Below are 25,643 nucleotides of genomic sequence, written 5' to 3' on the forward strand. Positions count from 1 at the left end.
GCCGCGTGTGCGACCAGTGCTTTGTTATGGCAGCGAGTGCAGTGATTTAGCTGCACCCAGGTGTTTGGCTCCGCCGCTGGCGATCAACTCGGCCAGTTGCGCGACATCGAGCAAAGCGCACATGTGTTCAATGACCGTGCCGGCCAGCCACGGCCGTTGCCCGCGATGACTGCGCCATTTGATTTCGTTGGGATTCAAGCGCAGCGAACGGCTGACCTGATGCACCGCCAGCCCCCACTCGTAGCCCTGGACCGAGATCACGTATTGCAGGCCCTGGCGGAAGTCGTCGCGGTAACGATCGGGCATCACCCAGCGCGCGGTGTCCAGCACCTTGAGGTTACCGGCCTGGCTCGGCAGGATGCCGAGGAACCAATCAGGCTGGCCGAACAACGGCGTCAGGTCGTGCCCGGCCAGTGGATAAATCGATCCCAGGCACACCAGCGGCACCGCCAGGGTCAGCCCGGCAACGTCGAACAGCAGGCATTCAAACGGTTCGACGGCCCAGCTCGGACGGCCATCGCTGTCTTCCGGCGGTGGCGTATTGCTCGGCGGCAGGTGCACGTCGGCGATCGGTTCGACAAGCACCTGCGGCGCGACCGTCGGAATCGGCGTGACCAGCTCTTGCGGCACTTCCACCGGGAACTCGATCTCGGCAATCACCTCAACCGGGGCCTGCGCATCACGCGCCTGCTCCTCGAGCACCGCCGCCTGGAATTCATCCAGTGCCTCAGGGTCCTCGACCACCTCGCTCAAGGGTTCTTCCGTCGCGTCCTGCAGCAGCGCATCCAGATAGGATTGCAGCGCCAGTTGCGGGCGCGAAGTGGTTTTCAGCGGACGATTCATCTTCAGGCCACCTGCGGCGCAAGTTGCTGGGCCAGCAAATGCTTGAGCAATGAACGGTAAGCCAGCACTCCGCGACTCTTGCCGTCGAACTGCGAAGGCGTCAGACCGGCCCGACTGGCATCACGTAGACGCGTGTCGACCGGGATGAAACCCTGCCAGATGTCGTCCGGGTACATGTCGCGCAGCACCCGCAAGGTGCCGATCGAGGCCTGAGTGCGGCGGTCGAACAGGGTTGGCACGATGCTGAACGGCAGTGGCTGTTTGCGTGAGTGATTGATCATCGCCAGGGTGTTGACCATACGCTCAAGGCCTTTGACCGCCAGGTGCTCGGTTTGCACCGGGATCACCAGTTGCTGGCTGGCCGCCAAGGCATTGACCATCAGCACGCCGAGCAGCGGCGGGCTGTCGATCAGCGCGTAATCGAAATCCTGCCACAACTGGGCCAGGCTTTTAGCGATCACCAGGCCCAGGCCGCTCTTGCCCGGCGACTGACGCTCAAGTGTGGCCAGTGCGGTGCTCGACGGCAGCAGGGAAATACGTTCGTCACTGGTGGACAACAACAGTTGCCCCGGCAGGCCTTGGGGCACACTGCCGCCATGCAGGAACAGGTCGTAGCAACTGTGTTCCAGGCTGTCCGGGTCGTAACCGAAGTAGCTGGTCATTGAGCCGTGGGGGTCGAGGTCGACCACCACCACGCGCTTGCCCGCCTCGGCCAGCAAACCGGCTAAAGCGATGGAGGACGTGGTTTTACCAACACCACCCTTTTGATTGGCAACAGCCCAGACTCTCATGCAGATCGTTCCTCCCGGTCGTACGGGGCAACCGAGACATAGCTCATCGTGATAAGCCGGGTGACGGGGAATTGACGGCGCTCGCACTTCCCGGCGATTTGACAGGCGCTGGTGCAGTTTGTGTGCCAGCACGCTTCAATGCCGCGTCCGGTTGCGCATTGGCCGTGCCAGTACCGGTCAGGCTGCGGCGCACATCGAGATTGCGCGAGACCACCAGCACCACCCGCCGATTGCGCGCGCGCCCTTCGGCCGTGGCGTTATTGGCCACCGGCTGGAATTCGCCATAGCCCACCGAGGCCAGGCGCTGCGGGTTGACGCCCTGCATCGCGAGCATGCGCACGATGCTTGCCGAACGCGCCGAGGACAACTCCCAGTTGGTCGGGAATTGCGCGGTGCGGATCGGTTGGTCGTCGGTGAAACCTTCGACGTGGATCGGGTTGTCGAAGGGTTTGAGAATCGCCCCGACCTTGTCGATGATGTTGAACGCGATATCGCTGGGCATGGCGTCGCCGCTGCCGAACAACAGGCTGGAATTGAGCTCGATTTCGACCCACAACTCGTTGCCGCGAATGGTCATCTGGTTGGCACTGATCAGGTCGCCGAAGGCCGCGCTGATGTCATCCGCGATGCTCTTGAGCGGATCATTGGCCGCCTGGGCGATGCCGGCGTCGATCTGCTCGGCATCCTTGACCAGCGGCTTGGCCGGGGTCACGGTCTGCGGCCGTTCGTCGCCGATGGGGATCGGCTTGAGGGCGCGATCGGAGTCGGTGAACACCCCGATCAACGCTTCGGAAATGACCTTGTACTTACCTTCGTTGATCGAGGAAATGGAGTACATGACCACGAAAAAAGCAAACAGTAAGGTGATGAAGTCGGCGTAGGACACCAGCCAGCGCTCATGATTGACGTGTTCTTCAACGTGGCGACGACGTGCCATGGTCCATGCTCCCCATCAATCCATGAAGCCCTGGAGCTTCAATTCGATGGACCGTGGGTTTTCCCCTTCGGCAATCGACAGAATCCCCTCGAGCAGCATCTCGCGGTAGCGCGACTGGCGCAGGGCAATCGCCTTGAGTTTGCTGGCAATCGGCAGCAGCACCAGGTTGGCGCTGGCCACCCCGTAGATCGTCGCGACGAAGGCCACGGCAATGCCGCTACCCAATTGCGTCGGATCAGCCAGGTTACCCATCACGTGAATCAGGCCCATGACGGCGCCGATGATGCCGATGGTCGGCGCGTAGCCGCCCATGCTTTCAAAGACTTTGGCGGCCTCGATGTCGCGGCTTTCCTGGGTGTAGAAATCCACTTCAAGAATGCTGCGGATGGCTTCCGGTTCGGCACCGTCGACCAGCAACTGCAAGCCCTTGCGCGAGTAGCTGTCGGGCTCGAGATCGGCCACGCCTTCAAGCCCCAGCAACCCTTCCTTGCGCGCCGTGAGGCTCCAGCTGACCACCCGGTCGATGCCGCCAGCCAGGTCGACCCGCGGCGGGAACAGGATCCACGCCAGAATCTGCATCGCTCGTTTGAAGGCGCTCATCGGCGATTGCAGCAACGCTGCGCCGATGGTCCCGCCGAGCACGATCAAGGCCGCTGGGCCGTTGGCCAGGGCGCCGAGGTGGCCGCCTTCGAGGTAGTTGCCGCCAATAATCGCGACAAACGCCATGATGATGCCGATCAGGCTGAGCACGTCCATCAGAGGCAAGCCTCGACCAAGTGCTTGCCGATCACGTCGAGGTCATACACCGCGTCCGCCAGGTTGGCTTTGACGATGGCCATCGGCATGCCATAGATCACGCAACTGGCTTCGTCCTGGGCCCAGATTGCACTGCCGCTCTGCTTAAGCAGGCGCGCGCCTTCACGACCGTCGGCGCCCATGCCGGTGAGGACCACCGCCAGAACTTTGTCGCCGTAGGATTTGGCCGCCGAACCGAAGGTGATATCCACACACGGCTTGTAGTTCAAACGCTCGTCACCCGGGAGGATTTTCACCGCGCCACGGCCGTCGATCATCAGTTGCTTGCCGCCCGGAGCCAGTAGCGCCAAACCGGGACGCAGGATATCGCCGTCCTCGGCTTCCTTGACGCTGATCCGGCACAGCTTGTCCAGGCGCTCGGCGAACGCCTTGGTAAAGGCCGCCGGCATGTGCTGGACCAGCACGATCGGCGCCGGGAAGTTGGCCGGTAGTTGGGTCAGCACCCGCTGCAGGGCCACCGGGCCGCCGGTGGAGGTACCGATGGCCACCAGTTTGTAGGCCTTGCGCTTGGGAGCTGGCGACGCCGGGCTCGGCGCGGCTGCACGGCTTGGCACAGGCGTAGGAACAGGCGTCGGCGTCGGACGTGGCGCAACCGGGCTGTGGGAAAAGCTGCTTGCGGGAGTCGGAGCTGGAGCCGGCGCGGCAACAGGCGCACTCGACGCCCGATAGGCACTGATCCGACGGTTGCTGCGCGAGATGCTGTGAACCTTTTCGCACAGCAGTTGCTTGACCTTCTCCGGGTTGCGCGAGATGTCTTCGAAATTTTTCGGCAGGAAATCCACCGCTCCCGCGTCCAGCGCGTCGAGGGTCACCCGCGCGCCTTCGTGGGTCAGCGAGGAAAACATCAATACCGGGGTCGGGCAGCGCTGCATGATGTGCCGCACTGCGGTGATGCCATCCATCATTGGCATCTCGTAGTCCATGGTGATCACGTCGGGCTTGAGAGCCAGCGCCTGATCGATCGCCTCTTTACCATTGGTCGCGGTACCGACCACCTGGATATTCGGGTCTGCCGAAAGGATTTCCGAGACGCGGCGGCGGAAAAAACCGGAATCATCCACCACCAGGACTTTGACTGCCATAAACACTCCATTAGACGCCACGGGGCATGGACTGCCCCGCTACGCCAGAATCAAATCCGCCGTGCGGCGTAACGCTTGAGCATGCTCGGAACATCGAGAATCAACGCGATGCGACCGTCACCGGTAATGGTGGCGCCCGACATGCCCGGCGTTCCCTGGAGCATTTTGCCCAACGGCTTGATGACCACTTCTTCCTGGCCGACCAACTGATCGACGACAAAGCCGATCCGCTGCGTGCCCACCGAAAGGATCACCACATGGCCTTCACGCTGCTCTTCATGAGCGGCAGAACTGACCAGCCAGCGCTTGAGGTAAAACAGCGGCAACGCCTTGTCGCGCACAATCACCACTTCCTGGCCGTCAACCACGTTGGTGCGCGACAGGTCGAGGTGGAAGATCTCGTTGACGTTGACCAGCGGGAAAGCGAAGGCCTGATTGCCGAGCATCACCATCAGGGTCGGCATGATCGCCAGGGTCAACGGCACCTTGATGACGATCTTCGAACCCTGGCCCTTGGCCGAGTAGATGTTGATCGAGCCGTTGAGCTGGGAGATCTTGGTTTTCACCACGTCCATGCCCACGCCACGGCCGGACACGTCGGAAATCTCGGTCTTGGTCGAGAACCCCGGCGCGAAAATCAGGTTGTAGCACTCGGTGTCGCTGAGGCGCTCGGCCGCGTCCTTGTCCATCACCCCGCGTTTCACCGCGATGGCGCGCAGGACGTTAGGGTCCATGCCTTTACCGTCATCGGAAATCGACAGCAGGATATGGTCGCCTTCCTGCTCGGCCGCCAGCACTACCTTGCCGCCCCGGGACTTGCCCGTGGCTTCACGCTCTTCCGGCGACTCGATGCCGTGGTCGACCGCGTTGCGCACCAAGTGCACCAGCGGGTCGGCCAGGGCTTCGACCAGGTTCTTGTCGAGGTCGGTGTCTTCGCCGACCAGTTCCAGGTTGATCTCTTTCTTGAGCTGGCGCGCAAGGTCGCGAACCAGCCGCGGGAAGCGTCCGAAGACCTTCTTGATCGGCTGCATGCGGGTCTTCATGACCGCCGTCTGCAGATCGGCAGTGACCACATCGAGGTTCGACACCGCCTTGGACATGGCCTCGTCGCCGCTGTTGAGCCCCAGGCGCACCAGGCGGTTACGCACCAGCACCAGCTCGCCGACCATGTTCATGATTTCGTCGAGGCGCGCAGTATCGACCCGCACGGTGGTCTCGGCTTCGCTCGCAGGTTTTTCCGCTGGCGCTGGCGCCGCAGCCCGGGCAGGTGCTGGCTTCGGCGCAGGCGCAGGCGCCCGAGCTTCGCTGACAGCCGCGACCGGCTTGGCCACAGGCGCTGCCACCGGGGCACTGGCCACCGAGGATTCAGCACTGCCAACTTCGGGCGAGAACTTACCCTTGCCGTGCAACTCGTCGAGCAGCGATTCGAATTCGTGATCGGAAATCAGATCGCTGCCGACCGCAGCCGCTTGCGCTGGCGCAGGTACCGCCACCGAAGCAATCGCCGACTCCAACGCATCGACGGCGAACTGGCCCTTGCCGTGTAACTGATCGAGCAGGGCTTCGAATTCGTCGTCGGTGATTTCATTGCTTTCAACAGCGGCAGCCGCGGCCACCGGCTCTGCAGGTTGCGCTGCAGTGACCAGCGAATCCACGGCAAACTGGCCCTTGCCGTGCAACTGATCAAGCAGCGACTCGAACTCGGCGTCAGTGATTTCTTCGCTGCCACTGACCGCTTCCACGGCCGGTGCAGGGGCGGCTTCGGCCTGTTCCTTGACCGCGTTCAGCGAGTCGAGCAGCAGTTCAAATTCATTGTCGGTGATGTCGCCCGAGTCATTGGCAACCGGCGGTTCAGCCACGACCGGCGCCGCTGCAACCGGCGCCACCTGATCCGCCGACTGCGGTTCTGCCAGGCGCGCCAGGGCGGCCAGCAGTTCTGGAGTGGCAGCAGTAATCGGCGCGCGTTCACGCACTTCGCCAAACATGCCGTTGACCGCATCCAGCGCTTCCAGGACCACGTCCATCAGCTCCGAGTCGACGCGTCGCTCACCCTTGCGCAGGATGTCGAACACGTTCTCGGCGATGTGGCAGCACTCCACCAGTTCGTTGAGCTGCAGGAAGCCGGCGCCTCCTTTTACAGTGTGAAAACCGCGAAAAATGGCATTGAGCAAATCCGCATCATCCGGACGGCTTTCCAGCTCGACCAGTTGCTCGGACAGTTGCTCGAGAATTTCGCCGGCCTCAACCAGAAAATCCTGAAGGATTTCTTCATCGGCGCCGAAGCTCATGAATGGGTGCTCCTAAAAAAGGTCTGAACCTAGAAACCCAGGCTCGAAAGCAAATCGTCGACATCGTCCTGGCCGGACATAACGTCTTCACGTTTATCGGCATGAATCTGCGGACCTTCACCCTGCGCGGTATATTTTTGCGGATTTTTTTCCGCAAGGATCGCTGCGCGGTCATGTTCGATGCCGGCAAAGCGGTCGACCTGGCTGGCCATCAGCACCAGCTTGAGCAGATTGCTCTCCACTTCGGTGACCAGTTGGGTCACGCGCTTGATCACCTGACCGGTCAGGTCCTGGTAATCCTGGGCCAGCAGAATGTCATTGAGGTTGCTCGAGACCATCTGGGTCTCGGTCGCGCTGCGGCTCAGGAAGCCATCGACACGGCGGGCCAGCTCACGGAACTCTTCGGCGCCGATTTCCCGGCGCATGAAACGTCCCCAGTCCGCGCTCAGTGCCTGGGCATCAGTGTTCAAGCCGTTGACCAGTGGCGTGGCGTTTTCCACCAGATCCATGGTGCGGTTCGCCGCGGCTTCGGTCAGCTTGACCACATAGCCCAGACGCTCGGTGGCGTCGGTGATCTGCGAGACCTCCTCGGCCTGCGGCATGTGCGGATCAATCTGGAAATTGACGATCGCACTGTGCAGCTCGCGAGTGAGCTTGCCGACTTCCTGGTACAGGCCACGGTCACGGGTCTGATTGAGCTCATGGATCAGTTGCACCGCGTCGCCGAACTTGCCTTTTTCAAGGCTTTCGACCAGTTCGACCGCGTGTTTTTTCAGGGTCGACTCGAAATCGCCCTGTGATGTTTCTCGTTGTTCCATAGCTCCCCCGTGGCGCCAATCATCAACCGATGCGTTCGAAGATTTTCTCGATCTTCTCTTTCAACGCCTGCGCCGTGAACGGCTTGACCACATAGCCGTTTACCCCGGCCTGGGCGGCTTCGATGATCTGCTCGCGCTTGGCTTCGGCGGTGACCATCAGCACTGGCAAGTGCTTGAGTTTTTCGTCGGCGCGCACGTGGCGCAGCAGGTCGATGCCGGTCATGCCGGGCATATTCCAGTCCGTTACCAGAAAGTCGATGCTGCCGCTGTTGAGCAGAGGAATGGCGGTAGTACCGTCGTCTGCCTCGACCGTGTTGGTGAAACCGAGGTCACGCAACAGGTTCTTGATGATCCGCCGCATCGTTGAGAAGTCATCAACGATGAGGATTTTCATGTTCTTGTCCAATTCGACCTCCAAGCAGTCTTAAACGCGCCCAGCACCTGGGCACGCCATTCAATCAATCAGGCAGAGCACTCGACTTCGTCATGGAGCACAACGGATGAGCAACGGACCGGCCTCTCGCCGCCCCGCTGTCGTACGCAGTGTCCCCACACTGCTGTCAGCGCGCTCGCCACTCTCCCAAACGCCCCCGCAAACGGGCCGCGCACTGGCTGTGTAACTGGCTGACCCGCGATTCACTGACCCCCAGTACCTCGCCGATTTCCTTGAGGTTCAGCTCTTCGTCGTAGTACAGCGCCAACACCAGTCGCTCACGCTCCGGCAAATTGGCAATCGCGTCCGCCAGCGCTGCCTGGAAGCGCTCGTCTTCCAGGTCACGCGACGGCTCTTGATGAGCACTCGCGCCATCCTCATGCAGCCCTTCATGCTCGCCGTCCTGCAACAGGTCGTCGAAGCTGAACAGGCGACTGCCCAAGGTGTCATTCAAAATCCCGTAGTAATCATCGAGACTCAATTGGAGTTCGGCCGCAACCTCGTGATCTTTAGCGTCACGTCCGGTTTTAGCTTCAATTGTGCGAATCGCATCACTGACCATACGGGTATTGCGGTGGACCGAGCGTGGCGCCCAGTCCCCTTTGCGGACTTCGTCGAGCATCGCGCCCCGAATACGAATCCCGGCATAGGTCTCGAAACTTGCACCCTTGCTGGCGTCGTATTTGGTCGACACTTCCAGCAAGCCAATCATCCCCGCCTGAATCAGATCCTCGACCTGAACGCTGGCCGGCAAACGCGCCAGAAGGTGGTAGGCAATACGTTTTACCAGTGGCGCGTAACGCTCGATCAGCTCGTACTGCGCGTCACGCGCCGACTGCTTGTACAGGTTGTAACCGCTCGCGGTCATAGCACCGGACCCGCAGTCTGTTGCACCAGGCGCTCCACGAAAAACTCCAGATGCCCACGCGGATTGGCGGGCAGTGGCCAAGTGTCGACTTTCTGCGCGATGGCCCGGAAGGCCAAGGCGCACTTGGAGCGCGGGAACGCCTCGTACACTGCGCGCTGTTTCTGTACGGCCTTACGCACGCTTTCGTCGTACGGCACCGCACCGACGTATTGTAGGGCGACATCGAGGAAGCGATCCGTGACCTTGGTCAATTTGGCGAACAGGTTGCGGCCCTCCTGCGGGCTCTGCGCCATGTTGGCCAGCACGCGGAAACGATTCATCCCGTAGTCGCGGTTGAGCAGTTTGATCAGGGCGTAGGCGTCGGTGATCGAGGTCGGTTCGTCGCAGACCACCAGCAACACTTCCTGGGCCGCGCGCACGAAGCTGACCACCGATTCGCCGATGCCGGCGGCGGTGTCGATCACCAACACGTCGAGGTTATCGCCGATGTCGCTGAAAGCCTGGATCAGGCCCGCGTGCTGCGCCGGGCTCAGGTGCACCATGCTCTGGGTGCCGGAAGCGGCCGGCACGATGCGAATCCCGCCTGGCCCCTGCAGCAATACATCGCGCAGTTCGCAGCGGCCCTCGATCACATCGGCCAGGGTGCGCTTGGGCGTCAGTCCCAGGAGGACGTCGACGTTCGCCAGCCCCAGGTCGGCGTCCAGCAGCATGACGCGCCGGCCGAGCTCTGCCAGAGCCAGGGACAAGTTCACTGAAACGTTAGTCTTACCGACGCCACCCTTGCCGCCGGTCACCGCGATCACCTGTACGGGATGCATGCTGCCCATGTGCTTTCTTTACCTTGTCTTGCTTAGACGCGGGCTACATGACTGGCTGCGCGTTCGCGAACGAACAATGCATGGCAGGCCATCGATGTAGATACAAATCTAGTCATTAATACCTCAGCCAACCCGTTTGGTCGGACTGTGGTAGAGGTCAGCGAACATATCAGCCATGGCTTCTTCGCTGGGTTCTTCCTGCATTTGTACACTGACCGCGCGGCTCACCAGTTGGTGCCGGCGCGGCAAGTGCAGATCGTCCGGGATCCGCGGTCCATCGGTCAGATAGGCGACCGGCAACTCATGACTGATTGCCAGACTCAATACTTCGCCCAGGTTGGCCGTCTCGTCCAGTTTAGTCAGGATGCAGCCTGCCAGCCCGCATCGCTTGTAACTGTGATAAGCGGCCGTCAACACCTGCTTCTGGCTGGTGGTGGCCAGGACCAGATAATTCTTCGATTTGATGCCACGACCGGCGAGGCTCTCCAGTTGCATGCGCAACGCCGGGTCGCTGGCCTGCAGGCCGGCGGTGTCGATCAGCACCACGCGTTTGCGCAGCACCGGCTCAAGGGCCTGGGCCAGCGATTGACCGGGATCCAGGTGGGTCACCGAGACGTTGAGAATCCGCCCCAGGGTCTTGAGTTGTTCCTGAGCGCCGATGCGGTAGCTGTCCATGCTCACCAGGGCAATATTCTGCGAGCCGTACTTGAGCACGTAACGCGCCGCCAGCTTGGCCAACGTGGTGGTCTTGCCCATACCGGCCGGGCCGACCATGGCAATCACCCCGCCCTCTTCCAGCGGCTCGACCTCAGGGGTCTGGATCATCCGCGCCAGGTGCGCCAGCAGCATGCGCCAGGCCTGGCGTGGGTCTGCTATCTCGGTGGTCAATTCCAGCAGGTCACGGGACAGAGGACCGGACAAGCCGATGCGCTGCAGGCGACGCCACAGGTTGGCCTGCTGCGGATGACGACCTTGCAGTTGATTCCAGGCCAGCGACCCCAATTGCACTTCCAGCAGTTCGCGCAAGCCATTGAGCTCCGAGCGCATGGCGTCGTACGCGCGCGGATCGATACTCGCCGTCGGGGCGGGTGCCGGAGCGGGGCGTGGCGGCTCGGACAGCGTTGGCTCGATCAGCGGCTCGGCAGCGGTCAACGGCAAGCCGGCGAACAGTTGGCGACTGGCGTGCTCGCCCGCTTCGCCTTCGCCACGCAGGCTCAGTTCGGCCTGGGCGGTGACAATTCGCGACTGGGTCTTGCGCAGCTCGTCTTCGAGCTCGACGTTCGGCACCCGTGGCGCCAGCGCCGAGAGTTTATAATCGAGGGCAGCCATCAGCTCGACACCGCCGGCGATCCGTCGGTTGCCAATGATCGCGGCATCGGCGCCCAGCTCATCACGAACCAGCTTCATGGCCTGACGCATATCGGCGGCGAAAAAACGCTTAACTTGCATAAACCACTACCTCAGCCGTTGGGCCCTACTGTCGCAACGATGGTCACCTGCTTGTTGTCGGGTATCTCTTGATACGCCAACACGTGCAACCCCGGGACCGCGAGACGCCCGAAGCGCGAAAGCATCGCGCGTACGGGACTGGCTACCAACAGAATCACCGGGTGACCTTGCATTTCCTGACGCTGGGCCGCGTCGATCAACGAACGCTGCAGCTTCTCGGCCATGCTTGGCTCCAGCAAGACGCTCTCATCAGCGCCCTGCCCTGCCTTCTGAATACTATTGAGCAATATTTGTTCCAACCTTGGCTCCAAGGTGATCACAGGCAGCTCGGACTCAGTGCCTACAATGCTTTGGACGATAGCGCGAGACAGGCCAACGCGCACAGCGGCGACCAAAGCGGCGGTATCTTGACTCTTGGCAGCATTGTTCGCGATGGCCTCGGCAATGCTGCGGATGTCGCGCACCGGCACCTGCTCCGCCAGCAACGCCTGCAACACCTTGAGCAGTTGCGACAGCGACAGCACCCCTGGCACCAGCTCTTCCGCCAGTTTCGGCGAGCTTTTCGCCAGCAACTGCATGAGTTGCTGGACTTCTTCGTGGCCGATCAATTCGCTGGAGTGCTTGTACAGAATCTGGTTCAAGTGCGTCGCCACAACCGTACTGGCATCGACCACGGTATAGCCCAGCGATTGCGCCTGAGAGCGCTGGCTGATCTCAATCCACACGGCCTCCAGGCCAAAGGCCGGATCCTTGGCGGTAATGCCGTTGAGCGTACCGAACACCTGGCCCGGGTTGATCGCCAGTTCGCGGTCCGGGTAGATCTCGGCTTCGGCGAGGATCACCCCCATCAGGGTCAGGCGGTAAGCACTTGGCGCCAGGTCGAGGTTGTCGCGGATATGCACGGTGGGCATCAGAAAGCCAAGGTCCTGGGAGAGCTTTTTGCGCACCCCCTTGATCCGCGCCAGCAATTGCCCACCCTGGTTGCGATCCACCAGCGGGATCAGGCGGTAACCGACTTCCAGGCCGATCATGTCGATCGGCGTGACGTCGTCCCAACCCAGCTCCTTGGTTTCCATGGCCCGCGCTGGCGATGGCAGCAGTTCCTGCTGGCGTTTGGCATCTTCCAGCGCCTTGACCTTGACGCCGTTCTGTTTCTTCCAGAACAGGTAGGCACCGCCGGCGGCGATGGCGGCCATGCTCAGGAATGCGAAGTGCGGCATGCCCGGGACAATACCCATGATCGCCATCAACGCCGCCGACACCGCCAGCGCCTTGGGCGAGGCAAACATCTGCCGGTTGATCTGCTTGCCCATGTCTTCGGAGCCCGAAGCACGGGTCACCATGATCGCGGCAGCAGTGGACAACAGCAGTGATGGCAATTGCGCCACCAAACCGTCACCGATGGTCAGCAACGCGTAGACCTTACCGGCGTCGCCGAAGGTCATGCCGTGCTGGAAAATGCCCACCGCCATGCCGCCGATCAGGTTGATAAACAGGATCAGCAAGCCGGCGATGGCGTCACCGCGCACGAACTTGCTGGCACCGTCCATCGAACCGTAGAACTCGGCTTCCTGGGCGACTTCCGAACGACGGGACTTGGCCTGGTTCTGGTCGATCAGGCCGGCGTTGAGGTCGGCGTCGATCGCCATTTGCTTGCCGGGCATGGCATCGAGGGTAAACCGCGCGCTGACCTCGGAAATCCGCCCGGCGCCCTTGGTCACTACCACGAAGTTGATGATCATCAGGATCGCGAAGACCACGATACCCACCACGTAGTTACCGCCGATCACCACCTCGCCAAAGGCCTGGATTACCTTGCCCGCAGCGGCATGCCCATCCTGGCCGTGGAGCATCACCACCCGGGTCGAGGCGACGTTCAGCGCCAGCCGCAGCAAGGTGGCCACCAGCAGAATGGTCGGGAACACCGCGAAATCCAACGGCCGCAAGGCGTACACGCAGACCAGCAGGACCACGATCGACAGGGCGATGTTGAAGGTGAAAAACACATCGAGCAGGAACGGCGGGATCGGCAACATCATCATTGCCAGCATGATCAACAGCAACAACGGCACGCCCAGATTGCCCCGGCTGAGGTCCGCCACGTTACTGCGCGCGCTGTTGATGAGCTGAGAGCGATCCACCGGTATTCCCCGTTCCTTGAAGCAAACTTTTGACGCCAGAAGCGGGCGCAGAGCGGCTACTGCAAAAAGCTGTCCAACTTTTGCAGAGGATGGAAATAGACGGGGTTACACGGGAGGATTTGTGTTGCCTGGGCGGGCCTCTTCGCGGGCAAGCCCGCTCCCACAGGTTCTGGGTCCAACACAGATTTCGCGGTCAACCCCGATCACTGCGGGAGCCGACTTGCCGGTGAAGGCGACAGATCTGATGGACCGCGTCGCTCCATTCGCTGGCAAGCCAGCGCCTACAAAGTCCACCTTCAGCTCAAGAATCGCGCCGCAACTCCGGCGGAATCGGCACCTCATCCTTAAACGGCTCCGGCCGCTTGCCTTTGCCGGCCCGAAACTGGCGAATCTGGTAGACATACGCCAGCACCTGGGCCACCGCCAGATACAACCCACCAGGAATCTCCTGATCCAACTCAGTGGAGTAGTAGATCGACCGCGCCAGCGCCGGTGATTCGAGCAGCAGCACATTGTTGCTGACCGCGATTTCGCGGATTTTCAGGGCGAGGAAGTCGCTGCCCTTGGCGACCAGCATGGGCGCGCCGCCTTTGTCCGGATCGTATTTGAGCGCCACCGCATAGTGGGTCGGGTTGGTGATGACCACGTCGGCGTCGGGGATGGCGGCCATCATCCGCCGCTGGGACATCTCGCGCTGCAGCTGGCGGATGCGCTGTTTGACCTCGGGGCGGCCTTCCTGGTCCTTGTGCTCGTCGCGAATTTCCTGCTTGGTCATCATCAGCTTTTTGTGACTCTGGTACAGCTGCACCGGCACGTCCACCGCCGCGATCAGGATCAGCCCGCAGGCCATCCACAGGGTGCTCCAGCCCACCAACTGGACGCTGTGAATAATCGCCTGCTCCAGTGGTTCATGGGCGATGCGCAGCAGGTCGTCGATGTCCGACTTGAGCACCGTTAGCGCCACAAACAGAATCAACAGAAACTTGGCCAGCGCCTTGAGCAGCTCGATCACCGCCGTCGAGGAGAACATGCGCTTGATGCCGTTGGCCGGGTTCATCCGGCTGAATTTGGGCGCCAGGCTGCTGCCGGCGAACAACCAGCCCCCCAGGGAAATCGGGCCGATCAACGCGGCCAGGAGCAAGGTGATGAGCACCGGCTGCACGGCGATGATCGCGATCTTGCCCGAGTGCAGCAGGTACTGGCCCATGGCACCGGGGCTGAGCAGCACTTCGCGGGGCAGGGAGAAATTCAGGCGCATGACTTCGAGTAAATCCTGCGCCAGACCACCGCCATAGATCAGCAAGCCCCCTGCTCCGGCGAGCATCACTGCCAAGGTGTTGAGCTCCTTGGAACGGGCAATCTCCCCCTTCTCGCGGGCGTCCTTTTTCTTTTTCTCGGTGGGTTCTTCGGTCTTGTCCTGACCGCTCTCGCTCTCGGCCATGACTCAGCGCGCCTGTGCCAGATCACGCAGCAACTGCAAGGCCTCGGTGGCCAGCGGTTGATACTGATTGAGAATATCGCCGAGGCTGACCCAGAAAATCACCAGGCCCAGCACCAGGGTCAGCGGGAAGCCGATGGAGAAGATGTTCAGCTGCGGCGCCGCGCGGGTCATGATGCCGAAGGCAATGTTGACCACCAGCAGCGCGGTGATCGCCGGCAGCACCAGCAACATCGCCGCGCCCAATACCCAGCCAAGTTTGTTGGCCACGTCCCAGAAGTGATTGACCAGCATCGCGCTGCCCACCGGCAAGGTGGTGAAACTTTCGGTCAGCACCTCAAACACCACCAGATGACCGTTCATGCCGAGAAACAGCAAGGTCACCAGCATGGTCAGGAACTGCCCGATCACCGCCGCCGAGACACCGTTGGTCGGGTCGACCATCGAGGCGAAACCCATGCCCATCTGGATCGAAATAATCTGCCCGGCGACCACGAACGCCTGGAAAAACAGCTGCAGGGAGAAGCCCAGCAATCCGCCAATCAGCACCTGCTCGGCGATCAACAGCAGGCCACTGAGGTCCAGTGCGTTGACCGTGGGCATCGGCGGCAGATTGGGCGTGATCACTACGGTAATGGCCAAGGCGAAATACAGGCGGATCCGCGTGGGCACCAGACTGGTACCGAAGATCGGCATGGTCATCAGCACGGCGCCGACCCGAAACAGCGGCAGCATGAAGCTGGCGACCCAGGTACTGATCTGCGCGTCGGTCAACGCCAGCAGCGACATGGCTCAGCCGATCAACTGCGGAATACTGCCGTACAGGCGCAGGATGTATTCCATGAAGGTTTGCACCAGCCACGGGCCGGCGACGATCAGGGTTACCAGCATCACCAGCAGGCGCGGCAGGAAACTCAGGGTTTGTTCGTTGATCTGGGTGGCGGCCTGGAACATTGCCACCAACAGCCCCACCAACAGGCTCGGCACCACCAGCACAGCGACCATGACAGTGGTCAGCCAAAGCGCTTCACGAAACAGGTCGACTGCTACTTCAGGCGTCATATCGGGCCACTCGCGCTAAACACCGCCGAAACTGCCGGCCAGGGTGCCGATGATCAGCGCCCAGCCGTCCACCAGCACAAACAGCATGATCTTGAACGGCAGCGAAATGATCAGCGGCGAGAGCATCATCATGCCCATCGCCATCAGCACACTGGCGACGACAAGGTCGATGATCAGGAACGGAATGAAGATCATGAAACCGATCTGGAACGCGGTTTTCAGCTCGGAAGTGACGAACGCCGGCACCAGGATGGTCAGCGGCGCCTGATCCGGCGAGGCAATGTCGGTGCGCTTGGACAGGCGCATGAACAACTCCAGATCGCTGCTGCGGGTTTGCGCCAGCATGAAGTCCTTGATCGGCACCTGGGCCTTGGCCACTGCGTCCTGGGCGGTCAATTTCTCTGCCAGGTAGGGTTGCAGTGCGTCCTGGTTCACCCGGTCGAACACTGGCGCCATGATGAACAGGGTCAGGAACAGCGCCATGCCGGTGAGGATCTGGTTCGACGGTGTCTGCTGCAGGCCCAGGGCCTGGCGCAGGATCGAGAAGACGATGATGATCCGGGTAAAGCTGGTCATCAGCATGACGAACGCCGGGATAAAGCTCAGCGCAGTCATGATCAGCAGAATCTGCAGGCTGACCGAGTATTCCTGGGCGCCGTCGGCATTGGTGCCGAGGGTAATGGCCGGGATTGACAGCGGGTCGGCCGCCAGCGCCAGGGGCGCGGTCAGCATCAGCAAAAGCGTCAGGAGAAAACGCACGGGCATTACTTCTTATCCTTGTCTTTACCCAGCAACTCCATCAGGCGCTGGGCAAACTCCGGGGTCGCCGGCTCGGTGCTCGGCACCTGTACCGGCTCCTTGAGCACGTGCAGCGCGGTGATGGTGCCCGGGGTCAACCCCAGCAGCACCTGCTCGTTGCCGACCTGCACCAGCACCAGCCGATCACGCGGACCGAGCGCGCGCGAGCCGATCAGCTCAATCACCTGCCCCTTGCCCGCCGGGCCAGCCTGCTGCACTCGGCGCAGTAGCCAGGCGAGCAGGAAGATCAGCCCCAGCACCAGCAACAAACCCAGCACCAACTGGGTCAACTGACCGGCCACGCCGCTGCCGACAGCAGGTGCGGCGACCGCTGCCACAGGCTCGGCCGCCATCACCGCGGACGGCAGCGCCAGCACTACACCGAGGAGTTTTTTCACTTAGCGCAGCTTCTTGATGCGTTCGCTCGGGCTGATCACGTCAGTCAGGCGGATGCCGAACTTTTCGTTGACCACCACCACTTCGCCGTGGGCAATCAGTGTGCCGTTGACCAGCACGTCGAGCGGCTCGCCGGCCAGGCGATCGAGCTCGATCACCGAGCCCTGGTTGAGCTGCAGCAGGTTGCGGATGTTGATATCGGTGCTGCCGACTTCCATCGAGATCGACACCGGGATATCGAGGATCACGTCCAAGTTGGGACCGTCGAGGGTCACCGGACCGTTGTTCTTCGGCGCACTGCCGAATTCTTCCATTGGCAGGCGATTGGACGGTGAGCCGGCAGCGTCGGCGGCCAGCAGCGCGTCGATATCATCCTGGCCAACGTCACCGGCTTCTTCCAGCGCGGCAGCCCACTCATCAGCCAGGGCCTGGTCGTCCTGGGAATTCATATCGTTAACCATCATTTGTCCTCGGCGGGGCAACCATCATTTAAAGGCGAATACACAACAACGCCGCTCAGCGGCGCTCGATCGGCTCGATCACTTGCAACGCGAGGTTGCCCTTGTGCGAACCCATCTTGACCTTGAAGGCCGGCACGCCATTGGCGCGCATGATCATGTCTTCCGGCAGGTCAACCGGGATCACGTCACCCGGCTGCATGTGCAGGATGTCGCGCAGGCGCAATTGACGACGGGCGACGGTGGCGCTGAGCGGCACATCGACGTCCATCACGTCTTGGCGCAGGGCGTTGACCCAGCGTTCGTCCTGGTCGTCCAGATCGGACTGGAAACCGGCATCGAGCATTTCGCGCACCGGCTCGATCATCGAATACGGCATGGTCACGTGCAGGTCGCCGCCACCGCCATCGAGTTCGATGTGGAAGGTGGACACCACCACGGCTTCGCTAGGGCCGACGATATTGGCCATGGCCGGGTTCACTTCCGAGTTGATGTACTCAAAATTGACTTCCATGATCGCCTGCCAGGCTTCTTTCAAATCGGTGAACGCCTGCTCCAGCACCATGCGCACCACCCGCAGTTCGGTGGGGGTGAATTCGCGACCTTCGATCTTGGCGTGACGGCCGTCGCCCCCGAAGAAGTTGTCCACCAGCTTAAACACCAGCTTGGCGTCAAGGATGAACAGCGCGGTGCCGCGCAACGGCTTGATCTTCACCAGGTTGAGGCTGGTGGGCACGTACAGCGAGTGCACGTACTCACCGAATTTCATCACCTGCACCCCGCCGACGGCGACGTCGGCCGAACGCCGGAGCATGTTGAACATGCTGATACGGGTATAGCGGGCAAACCGCTCGTTGATCATCTCAAGGGTCGGCATGCGCCCACGGACGATCCGGTCCTGACTGGTCAGGTCGTAACTTTTGACGCTACCGGGTTCGGAAACGGTATCGGTCTGCACCAGACCATCGTCGACGCCATGCAGCAGCGCATCGATCTCATCCTGGGACAGCAGGTCCTGCACGGCCATGTCGAGTTCCTACTGCAGTACGAAATTGGTAAAGAGCAACTGCTCGACCACTACTTTGCCGACTTCCTTCTGCGCCACTTCCTGCACGCTGGCAGTGGCTTTCTGGCGCAGCATTTCCTGGCCGACCGGGGTCGCCAGGGTGTCGAAGGATTGTCCGGAGAACAGCATGACCAGGTTGTTGCGGATCACCGGCATATGCACTTTCAAGGCGTCGAGGTCGGCCTGGTTGCGTGCCTGCAGGGTAATACTCACCTGCATGTAGCGCTGACGGCCGTTCTGGTTGAAGTTGGCGATGAAGGCCGGAGTCATGGGTTCGTAGATGGCAGCTGGCTTGACGTTGCTGGCAGCCTCGGCGGCGGGCTCAGGTTTGCTCTGGGCACTGTGCATGAAGTACCAGGTCGCGCCGATGGACAGGCCGATGGCCAACAGCACACCCGCCACGATCATCAGGATCAGCTTGAGTTTGCCTTTCCCGGCGGGGTCTTTTACTGCTGCGTCGCTCTTCGCCATGCCAATAATCCGTCACTAATCGGGTTTTCACAGTCGCACGGCAAGGCAAGAGCAAGTGTTATGCCAGAAGTGTTTGGGTGGGGGGCACAGGATGTGGGGGAGCCAGCCTGATGGCGATGAAGTTGATGCGGTGTGGCTGATGGCCCCATCGCGAGCAGGCTCGCTCCTACAGGTTTTGTGTCGATCACAAGTCTTGTGGCGTTTTCAAAACCCGGCTGGCGAATCAGGCGTAGTAATCGACCGCGCTGCTGCCAATCACCTGCGGTGTACTGGCGGCGATTTCGGCGAGACTCGCCGGCGACTCATCGCTCAGCGGCTCCAGGCGCGAGCCGTTGGCCGAGGTCCGCGTACCCTGCCCCTGGCCTTGCTGGGCCTGTTCCTGAGAACCGCGGGACTGGTCGGAAACGTTGACGTCGACCTGGCCCATGCCCTGCTGCACGAACATCTCGCGCAGTCGATGCATCTGTCCGTCCAATGCTTCACGAACACCGACATGGGCGCTCATGAAGGTGACCTGGGTCTGCTGGTCGGGAATCATGTTGACGCGAATATCGAGCCGCCCCAACTCGGCCGGTTGCAGCTGGATATCGGCGGCCTTGAGGTTGGCGCTGGACAGGTACATGACCCGATTCACCAGCTCTTCGCTCCAGCCACTCTGGTGCATGGCCAGCGGCTGGTTGACCGGCAGTGCGTTGGCGGTTTTCGGCGTGGCGGCCTGGGTCAGTGCGGCCAGGCGGTTGGCGAAATCGTCAACCCGGGTGTCGCTGCTGGCGGATTTCAGATCCTTGAGGCCGTCTTCGAGCAAACCACTGAAGGCCTTGTCACCGCCCTTGTCGGTGCTGTCCTGCTCAGCCTGCACATCGAGCATGCTGGCCATGCCGGCGGCGAAGGTCTGCATCGAAGTCTGCTCCCCCTCGGCCGACACCGCAGCCGGCGGTGCGGCCTTGGGTTGCGCCTGACTGGCGGCAGACAGGTGACCGCTCTGCTCCATGGCCAGGCGTACGGCGGGAAGTGCGTCCAGCGGATCGGCCTCGGGGTCGAACGCCGGATCGCTGACGGTGGCTGTCGCCGCTGCCAGCGCGGCCTGGATCGCCGGATCGGCCGCAACCGCAGCCTCGACAGGCGCTGCCGGCACCACGGGCGCAGGTGTCTGAGCAACGGCAGGCGCCGTGCCATCAACCGGAGTATCGCTGTCGGCAGCCTGGGTTTCATCGGGCAAGGTTTTGCCGCTATCGGCAAGCGTCGTTGCGGCTGCGGCAGATTTGTCGCTGTCCACATCCTGTTTGCCGGGCGCATCCGTTGCCTTGTCCCGCAACGGTTTTACCCCGGCGTCACCGCCAGGAGCAGCCTTGGCCGGCTTCTGATCGGCGAACATCCGGGCAAAGCTGGCAGGCTTGTCCCCCTGTACTGCGGGCGTTGCCGAGATATTGGCAGGGCCGGACGGCGTCTTGGCCTGCGCGCCAGCCTGAAGCAGTAGATTGGGGGAAAGGGGCATCGCGGTCTCCGCTGCACGGGATAAATGGGTACAGGTGCGCGAGAAGACAGCAAGAGTCGAGCCAGATTGCGGGGGCGCCGACTAAAAGCAGCGATTGGGAGAATGAGTGATCAATGAGCGCTCACGCTCGGCTTCGTAGAGGGGTCGAACAAAGGCAAACTCGCCGTCGATTTCTCCGACCAGCTTGGCCAATCCCTGGGGAGCGTCCCCCTTGGCCAATTGCTCCAACTTGCCGCACAGCTTGGCCAGGCGTACCGCGCCCATATTGCTGCTGCTGCCCTTGAAACTGTGGGCCGCACTGATGAGTTGCGAAACATCGTCCGCTTCGCGGAGCATTTGCAGGCGCTCTTCAGAGTCACTGAGAAAGGTCTCGAGCAATTCCGAATAGTGCTCCTCCATGACTTCCTGCAACGCGCTGAGCACGTCCTGGTCCAGATGTTTATCCATCACTTGTTCGCTCCTTGATCAAGAATCCGCGGAATTATGCCAGAGCCTCCCAGGAAAACTCCACGCGGGCCAGCCGTCCGTCGTCGGACCAACTGGCATTACGGCTCAATTGCCGGATCAGGCTGACACCACGACCCGACAAACGGCCAACATCCAACGGTCTGTCCATTACACGCCGCACATCAAAACCATTGCCACTGTCCTGCACTTCAATCACCAGGCAGCCGCCCGAGCCTTGCGGCACAACGTGCAAACGCACGCGCAGAAAGCCTTCCTCCAACTGCTCCAGACGCGCGTTGCGCAACTGATAGTAGCGGGCAAATCCCGAAGCGTCGCGCTTGATGCTGGAATCCAGCCCCAGCACCCCGTGCTCCAGCGCATTGGAGTACAACTCGGCGAGCACGCTGTAGAGCGCCCCGCTCTGCGCCCGCAGGCCATGTACTTCCAACAGCAGTTGCAGCAGATAAGGCAGCGGATTGAAGCGCTTGAGCGTGGCGGCGCGAAACTCGAAACTCACCGACCAGTCCAGCGGGCTCGATTGACCACTGTCGGAATACACCGGCGCCGGCTGCGCCAGTTTATCCGGCGCCAGCAGGCTGACCTCGACCATGCTCACGTCATCCCGCGCCTGGCCGCCAAAATCCCGTAGCGCTGCCTCTATATCCTCGAACAAAAGGTCCGGCTCACGGTTATTGGCGAACACGTGCTGCAAGCGCTCTACCCCGAATAGTTGCTCGTCGTTGTCGCAGGTATCGATGACCCCGTCGGACAACAGGAACACCCGATCTCCCACCGCCATGGGGAACACTTCCGTGCGGTCGTCAAACGCCTGCGCGCTCAACACCCCCAGGGGCAAATGCCGCGACTTCAGGGCCCGCCGCTCGCCGCTGGCCACGTCATGCAGATAACCGTCGGGCATGCCGCCATTCCACACCTCCACCGAGCGCCGTTGAAAACTCAGGGACAACAGGGTGGCGCAGCAAAACATGTCCACCGGCAGGATGCGCTTGAGCTTGGCATTCATCTCGCGAAGGATTTCCGCCAGCACGAACCCCTTGGCCGTCATGCCGTAGAACACCTCGGCCAGGGGCATGGCGCCAACCGCCGCCGGCAAGCCATGGCCGGTGAAGTCACCGAGCAGCAGGTGCATATCGCCCGCCGGGGTCAGGGCGGCCAGCAGCAAATCACCGTTGAACAGCGCATAGGGCGATTGGGTATAGCGAATGTTCGGCGAACTCAGGCAACCGGAGTGGGCGATCTTGTCGAACACCGCCTTGGCCACCCGCTGCTCATTGAGCAAGTGGTGATGATGCCGGGCAATCTCGTCACGTTGCTCAAGCACAGTGGCCTGTAACCGGCGCAATCGATCCATGGCCTTGATCTTGGCCGCCAGCATTACTGGCTTATAGGGCTTTGCCAGAAAATCGTCGCCGCCTGCCTCCAGGCATTGGGCAAGGCCCTGGCTCTGGCTCAGGGAGGTGAGAAAGATGATCGGCACCAGGGTTTCGCCAGCCAATTGCTTGATCTGCCGCGCCGCGTCGAAGCCGTCCATGACCGGCATCATCGCGTCCATCAACACCAACTGCGGGCGCAGTTGCCGATACAACTCGACTGCTTCGGCGCCATCGACCGCCACCAGCACCGCATGCCCAAGGCGCCGGACAATGCTCGCCAACAGCAGGCGATCGGCCGCGCTGTCTTCGGCGATCAGCACCGTCAGGGATTCAAGCGCCGGCATCTGCGGGCTCAACTGATGTCGAACAGTTTGTCGAAATTGGAGATGGCGAGGATCTTTCGCACATTCGAACTGCTGTTGATCAGGCACACGTCCGACTCGCCGCCGCCAGCATGATCACGCAGCAAAAGGAGCATGCCCAGGGCCGAGCTGTCGAGGTAGGTGACATCTTTGAGATCGACCACCACTGAGCTGCCAGGGCAACGGTCGATGGTTTCGTAGGACGCACGCAATTCCTGGTGCTTGGCGAAGTCGAAGCGCCCCTTGATGGCAATCGTCAGCTTCAATCCGTCCGGTGAAACTTCGGTAATGACTGACATGCAAGAGCTTCCTTGTCTTAGGCAATCGTGTACAAGGTTTAGCACCTGTACAACGCATCAGCAAGGCAGCCCATCGCCTCGCTGGCGCTGATCAGTAGGGATTTTCCCGGGGCAGGCGCTGTGACAGTTCGTCGAGCAGCTTTTGCTCGCGCTTATCCTCCAGTTGCCGGGCTTCGTCGATGTAGCGTTGCACCAGTTTGCGCAACCCCTCGACCCGGGCGTAGGCCTGTTGCCAGCCGTCGCGGGCCTTGTCCAGGTTGTTCTGATGCCAGGCCAGACTTTGCCGCTGCTGATCGATGGCGGTGCCCAATTGTCCGAGGAAGCCCTGGTAGCCCAGCAACCACTGACCGGAAACCCCTTCCTTGCCGCGTTCGACCCAGCGCTCCAGGTACTCCAGGCGAAAGCCATCGAGGTCGGCCAGCTTGCTTTCGGCCAGCCGTACCTGGCCCTGGAAATAGCCCAGGCGCTGGGCCGCGGTTTTCTCGGCCTTTTCCGCCATGTCGACTACCGGGGCCAGGCGTGCGGCGCGACTCTGGGCCATGGTCGGTTACCCCCCGGGCGCTGGCGCGAAGATGGTCTCCAGATGACCATGGCTTTCACCGATGCTGATGTTGTCGTTCAGACCCTGGCGCAAGTAATTGACCATGGCGGGCTGCAGGGCAATCGCGGTGTCGGTCTCGCGATCGCCACCAGGAACATAGGCACCGACGCTGATCAGGTCGCGGCTCTGCTGGAAGCGCGACCACAACTGCTTGAAGTACTGCGCCCGACGCATGTGCTCGGGCGACACCACCGACGGCATGACCCGGCTGATCGAGGCTTCGATGTCGATCGCCGGATAGTGCCCTTCTTCGGCCAGCCGGCGGGACAACACGATATGCCCGTCGAGCACACCCCGCGCCGAGTCGGCAATCGGGTCCTGCTGGTCGTCGCCTTCGGAAAGCACGGTGTAGAACGCAGTAATCGAACCGCCACCGGCTTCGGCATTACCGGCGCGCTCCACCAGTTTCGGCAGCTTGGCGAACACCGAGGGCGGATAACCCTTGGTTGCCGGCGGCTCGCCTATGGCCAGGGCGATTTCCCGCTGGGCCTGGGCGAAACGGGTCAGCGAGTCCATCAGCAACAGGACGTTCTTGCCCTTGTCGCGAAAATATTCGGCGATGCGCGTGCAGTACATGGCGGCGCGCATGCGCATCAGCGGCGCGTCGTCCGCTGGCGAGGCGACTACCACCGAACGCTTGAGGCCTTCTTCGCCAAGGATATGCTCGATGAATTCCTTGACCTCTCGGCCCCGCTCACCAATCAACCCGACCACGATGATGTCGGCCTCGGTAAAGCGGGTCATCATGCCCAGCAGCACACTCTTGCCCACGCCGGTACCGGCGAACAGGCCCAGGCGCTGGCCGCGACCCACCGTCAATAATCCGTTGATCGAGCGAATGCCGACGTCCAGCGGCTGGCTGATGGGGTCGCGGTTCAGCGGGTTGATCGTCGGACCGTCCAGCGGCACCCAGTCCTCGGCCTTCATCCCACCCTTGCCATCCAGCGCACGACCGGCGCCATCGAGCACCCGACCGAGCATGCTCATACCCATCGGCAGGCGACCGTTATCGGCCAGCGGCACCACGCGGGCACCAGGGGCGATACCAGCAACACTGCCCACCGGCATCAGGAATATCTTATTGCCGGAGAAGCCCATGACTTCGGCTTCGACCTCGACCGGGTGATAGCTGTCGTCATTGATCACCCGGCAACGACTGCCCATGGCGGCACGCAAGCCTTCGGCTTCGAGGGTCAGGCCGACCATGCGCAGCAGGCGCCCTTCGAGGATCGGCTGGCCAGGCAGATCGATGGCCTCGGCATAGCTGCCCAGGCGCTTGGCGAAACTGGTGCGATCAAGGCGCATCGGACGGGTCCGGGGCTTTCGTCAGATCCAGGTGCAGGTCCGCCGGCGCCGGGTGCAGGGATTGCTCGTGCAATTGATCGAGCAATTGCGCGGTGGCTTGGGTGATACGCGTCTCTACCGTGGCGTCGATGCGGCTGTGCTCGGTTTCGACCCGGCAACCACCGGGCAACAGCGCCTCGTCCTCGACGATGCGCCAGGTTTCTTCATGGCGTTCACGCAGCGCCTTGACTTGGGCAAAGTCCTGCGGATTAACGTACAGGCGCACGTTATCCACCCCCAGCGGCAGCAGCTTGAGGGCCTCGCGCATGACATGTTCGATCTGCGACGAATCCATCGCCAACTCACGCTGGATCACTTGCCGGCTGATGTGCTGGACCAGCACCACCAGGCCTTTTTCGATTTGCGTGTCCTGCTCGGCGATCGGCTCGAAGAGGTTTTTCATCAGCGACTCAAGGCTGGCCAGCTTGGCGTTCAACGCCACTTCGGCTTCCTGACGGACCTTGAGCGTGGTGCTGTGAAAACCTTCTTTTTCCCCGGTGGCAAAGCCTTCGTTCCAGGCTTCCTGGCGAATACTTTCGAGCTCTTCGAGGGTCAGTGGCTGGACTTCTTCCAGCGGCACTTCCTCGACTTCCGGCGGCTCGGGCTCGGGTTCCGGCTCGGGCTCAGGGACAAACGGGTCGAAACTGGGCAAAGACCAGCGGTCGAAGCCCTCGACATCCCGCGCGCGAATCAGGTCGCTGGGCGCCTCATCATTCTTGGCTACCATA

General features: G+C 61.7%; 27 protein-coding genes. All 27 read right to left on the reverse strand.

Annotated features, from left to right (window positions below):
- Positions 1 to 24: 24 nt before the first annotated feature.
- Positions 25 to 843 carry a CheW domain-containing protein gene (locus tag NR126_RS11265; protein ID WP_256830233.1) on the reverse strand — a complete coding sequence of 273 codons (819 nt, stop codon included), beginning with the start codon at positions 841 to 843 and terminating at the stop codon, positions 25 to 27.
- A 2-nt stretch (positions 844 to 845) separates the two neighbouring features.
- Positions 846 to 1,634 carry a ParA family protein gene (locus NR126_RS11270; protein ID WP_027621035.1) on the reverse strand — a complete coding sequence of 263 codons (789 nt, stop codon included), beginning with the start codon at positions 1,632 to 1,634 and terminating at the stop codon, positions 846 to 848.
- A 43-nt stretch (positions 1,635 to 1,677) separates the two neighbouring features.
- Positions 1,678 to 2,571 (reverse strand): flagellar motor protein MotD, encoded by an 894-nt coding sequence (motD, locus tag NR126_RS11275; RefSeq protein ID WP_027621034.1) that lies wholly within the window; start codon positions 2,569 to 2,571, stop codon positions 1,678 to 1,680.
- A gap of 15 nt (positions 2,572 to 2,586) precedes the next feature.
- The gene (locus NR126_RS11280; protein WP_256830234.1) at positions 2,587 to 3,327 is read right to left on the reverse strand and encodes a flagellar motor protein; all 741 of its coding nucleotides are present in this window, start codon (positions 3,325 to 3,327) and stop codon (positions 2,587 to 2,589) included.
- Positions 3,327 to 4,469, reverse strand: a complete 1,143-nt coding sequence (locus tag NR126_RS11285) for a chemotaxis response regulator protein-glutamate methylesterase (protein ID WP_105754365.1) — start codon at positions 4,467 to 4,469, stop codon at positions 3,327 to 3,329. Before NR126_RS11285 ends, NR126_RS11280 begins: the two co-directional genes overlap by 1 nt.
- 50 nt (positions 4,470 to 4,519) lie before the next feature.
- On the reverse strand, positions 4,520 to 6,757 hold the full coding sequence (locus NR126_RS11290; RefSeq protein ID WP_256830235.1) for a chemotaxis protein CheA: 2,238 nt from the start codon (positions 6,755 to 6,757) through the stop codon (positions 4,520 to 4,522).
- A gap of 29 nt (positions 6,758 to 6,786) precedes the next feature.
- Positions 6,787 to 7,575, reverse strand: a complete 789-nt coding sequence (locus NR126_RS11295; RefSeq protein WP_027621030.1) for a protein phosphatase CheZ — start codon at positions 7,573 to 7,575, stop codon at positions 6,787 to 6,789.
- Between the two features lie 22 nt (positions 7,576 to 7,597).
- A complete protein-coding gene (locus tag NR126_RS11300; protein WP_177327294.1) occupies positions 7,598 to 7,969 on the reverse strand; it encodes a chemotaxis response regulator CheY in 372 nt (123 codons plus the stop codon).
- Between the two features lie 166 nt (positions 7,970 to 8,135).
- Positions 8,136 to 8,876 carry an RNA polymerase sigma factor FliA gene (fliA, locus tag NR126_RS11305; protein WP_027621028.1) on the reverse strand — a complete coding sequence of 247 codons (741 nt, stop codon included), beginning with the start codon at positions 8,874 to 8,876 and terminating at the stop codon, positions 8,136 to 8,138.
- Complete coding sequence (fleN, locus tag NR126_RS11310; RefSeq protein ID WP_027621027.1) at positions 8,873 to 9,703, reverse strand: flagellar synthesis regulator FleN; 831 nt, start codon at positions 9,701 to 9,703, stop codon at positions 8,873 to 8,875. Before fleN ends, fliA begins: the two co-directional genes overlap by 4 nt.
- A 114-nt stretch (positions 9,704 to 9,817) precedes the next feature.
- Positions 9,818 to 11,143, reverse strand: coding sequence for a flagellar biosynthesis protein FlhF (flhF, locus tag NR126_RS11315; RefSeq protein ID WP_027621026.1), 1,326 nt, complete (start codon positions 11,141 to 11,143; stop codon positions 9,818 to 9,820).
- An 11-nt stretch (positions 11,144 to 11,154) separates the two neighbouring features.
- Entirely contained in the window at positions 11,155 to 13,284 is a 2,130-nt protein-coding gene (gene flhA, locus NR126_RS11320; RefSeq protein ID WP_027621025.1) for a flagellar biosynthesis protein FlhA, read from the reverse strand.
- A gap of 301 nt (positions 13,285 to 13,585) precedes the next feature.
- Entirely contained in the window at positions 13,586 to 14,725 is a 1,140-nt protein-coding gene (gene flhB / locus NR126_RS11325) for a flagellar biosynthesis protein FlhB (protein WP_256830236.1), read from the reverse strand.
- Between the two features lie 3 nt (positions 14,726 to 14,728).
- Positions 14,729 to 15,511 carry a flagellar biosynthetic protein FliR gene (gene fliR / locus NR126_RS11330; protein ID WP_027621023.1) on the reverse strand — a complete coding sequence of 261 codons (783 nt, stop codon included), beginning with the start codon at positions 15,509 to 15,511 and terminating at the stop codon, positions 14,729 to 14,731.
- A gap of 3 nt (positions 15,512 to 15,514) precedes the next feature.
- Entirely contained in the window at positions 15,515 to 15,784 is a 270-nt protein-coding gene (fliQ, locus tag NR126_RS11335; protein WP_027621022.1) for a flagellar biosynthesis protein FliQ, read from the reverse strand.
- Between the two features lie 15 nt (positions 15,785 to 15,799).
- The gene (fliP, locus tag NR126_RS11340; protein WP_033866509.1) at positions 15,800 to 16,549 is read right to left on the reverse strand and encodes a flagellar type III secretion system pore protein FliP; all 750 of its coding nucleotides are present in this window, start codon (positions 16,547 to 16,549) and stop codon (positions 15,800 to 15,802) included.
- On the reverse strand, positions 16,549 to 16,980 hold the full coding sequence (gene fliO, locus NR126_RS11345; protein WP_027621020.1) for a flagellar biosynthetic protein FliO: 432 nt from the start codon (positions 16,978 to 16,980) through the stop codon (positions 16,549 to 16,551). Before fliO ends, fliP begins: the two co-directional genes overlap by 1 nt.
- The gene (fliN, locus tag NR126_RS11350; protein WP_027621019.1) at positions 16,981 to 17,439 is read right to left on the reverse strand and encodes a flagellar motor switch protein FliN; all 459 of its coding nucleotides are present in this window, start codon (positions 17,437 to 17,439) and stop codon (positions 16,981 to 16,983) included.
- A gap of 55 nt (positions 17,440 to 17,494) precedes the next feature.
- A complete protein-coding gene (fliM, locus tag NR126_RS11355) occupies positions 17,495 to 18,463 on the reverse strand; it encodes a flagellar motor switch protein FliM (RefSeq protein ID WP_027621018.1) in 969 nt (322 codons plus the stop codon).
- Positions 18,464 to 18,472: 9 nt separating this feature from the next.
- Complete coding sequence (gene fliL, locus NR126_RS11360) at positions 18,473 to 18,973, reverse strand: flagellar basal body-associated protein FliL (protein ID WP_027621017.1); 501 nt, start codon at positions 18,971 to 18,973, stop codon at positions 18,473 to 18,475.
- A gap of 223 nt (positions 18,974 to 19,196) precedes the next feature.
- Positions 19,197 to 20,468 (reverse strand): flagellar hook-length control protein FliK, encoded by a 1,272-nt coding sequence (locus NR126_RS11365; RefSeq protein WP_256830237.1) that lies wholly within the window; start codon positions 20,466 to 20,468, stop codon positions 19,197 to 19,199.
- A gap of 81 nt (positions 20,469 to 20,549) precedes the next feature.
- The gene (locus tag NR126_RS11370) at positions 20,550 to 20,915 is read right to left on the reverse strand and encodes an Hpt domain-containing protein (protein WP_306218774.1); all 366 of its coding nucleotides are present in this window, start codon (positions 20,913 to 20,915) and stop codon (positions 20,550 to 20,552) included.
- Positions 20,916 to 20,949: 34 nt separating this feature from the next.
- Positions 20,950 to 22,653 carry a fused response regulator/phosphatase gene (locus NR126_RS11375; RefSeq protein WP_105754360.1) on the reverse strand — a complete coding sequence of 568 codons (1,704 nt, stop codon included), beginning with the start codon at positions 22,651 to 22,653 and terminating at the stop codon, positions 20,950 to 20,952.
- Positions 22,654 to 22,661: 8 nt separating this feature from the next.
- The gene (locus NR126_RS11380) at positions 22,662 to 22,970 is read right to left on the reverse strand and encodes an STAS domain-containing protein (protein ID WP_027621013.1); all 309 of its coding nucleotides are present in this window, start codon (positions 22,968 to 22,970) and stop codon (positions 22,662 to 22,664) included.
- A gap of 91 nt (positions 22,971 to 23,061) precedes the next feature.
- Complete coding sequence (gene fliJ / locus NR126_RS11385; protein WP_027621012.1) at positions 23,062 to 23,511, reverse strand: flagellar export protein FliJ; 450 nt, start codon at positions 23,509 to 23,511, stop codon at positions 23,062 to 23,064.
- A gap of 6 nt (positions 23,512 to 23,517) precedes the next feature.
- Positions 23,518 to 24,876, reverse strand: a complete 1,359-nt coding sequence (gene fliI / locus NR126_RS11390) for a flagellar protein export ATPase FliI (RefSeq protein WP_027621011.1) — start codon at positions 24,874 to 24,876, stop codon at positions 23,518 to 23,520.
- Positions 24,866 to 25,642 (reverse strand): flagellar assembly protein FliH, encoded by a 777-nt coding sequence (gene fliH, locus NR126_RS11395; protein ID WP_256830238.1) that lies wholly within the window; start codon positions 25,640 to 25,642, stop codon positions 24,866 to 24,868. The genes fliI and fliH overlap by 11 nt, the downstream gene beginning before the upstream one ends.
- Position 25,643: the final 1 nt, after the last annotated feature.

Source organism: Pseudomonas sp. Pse1, assembly GCF_024519635.1.
Classification (GTDB): Bacteria; Pseudomonadota; Gammaproteobacteria; order Pseudomonadales; family Pseudomonadaceae; genus Aquipseudomonas.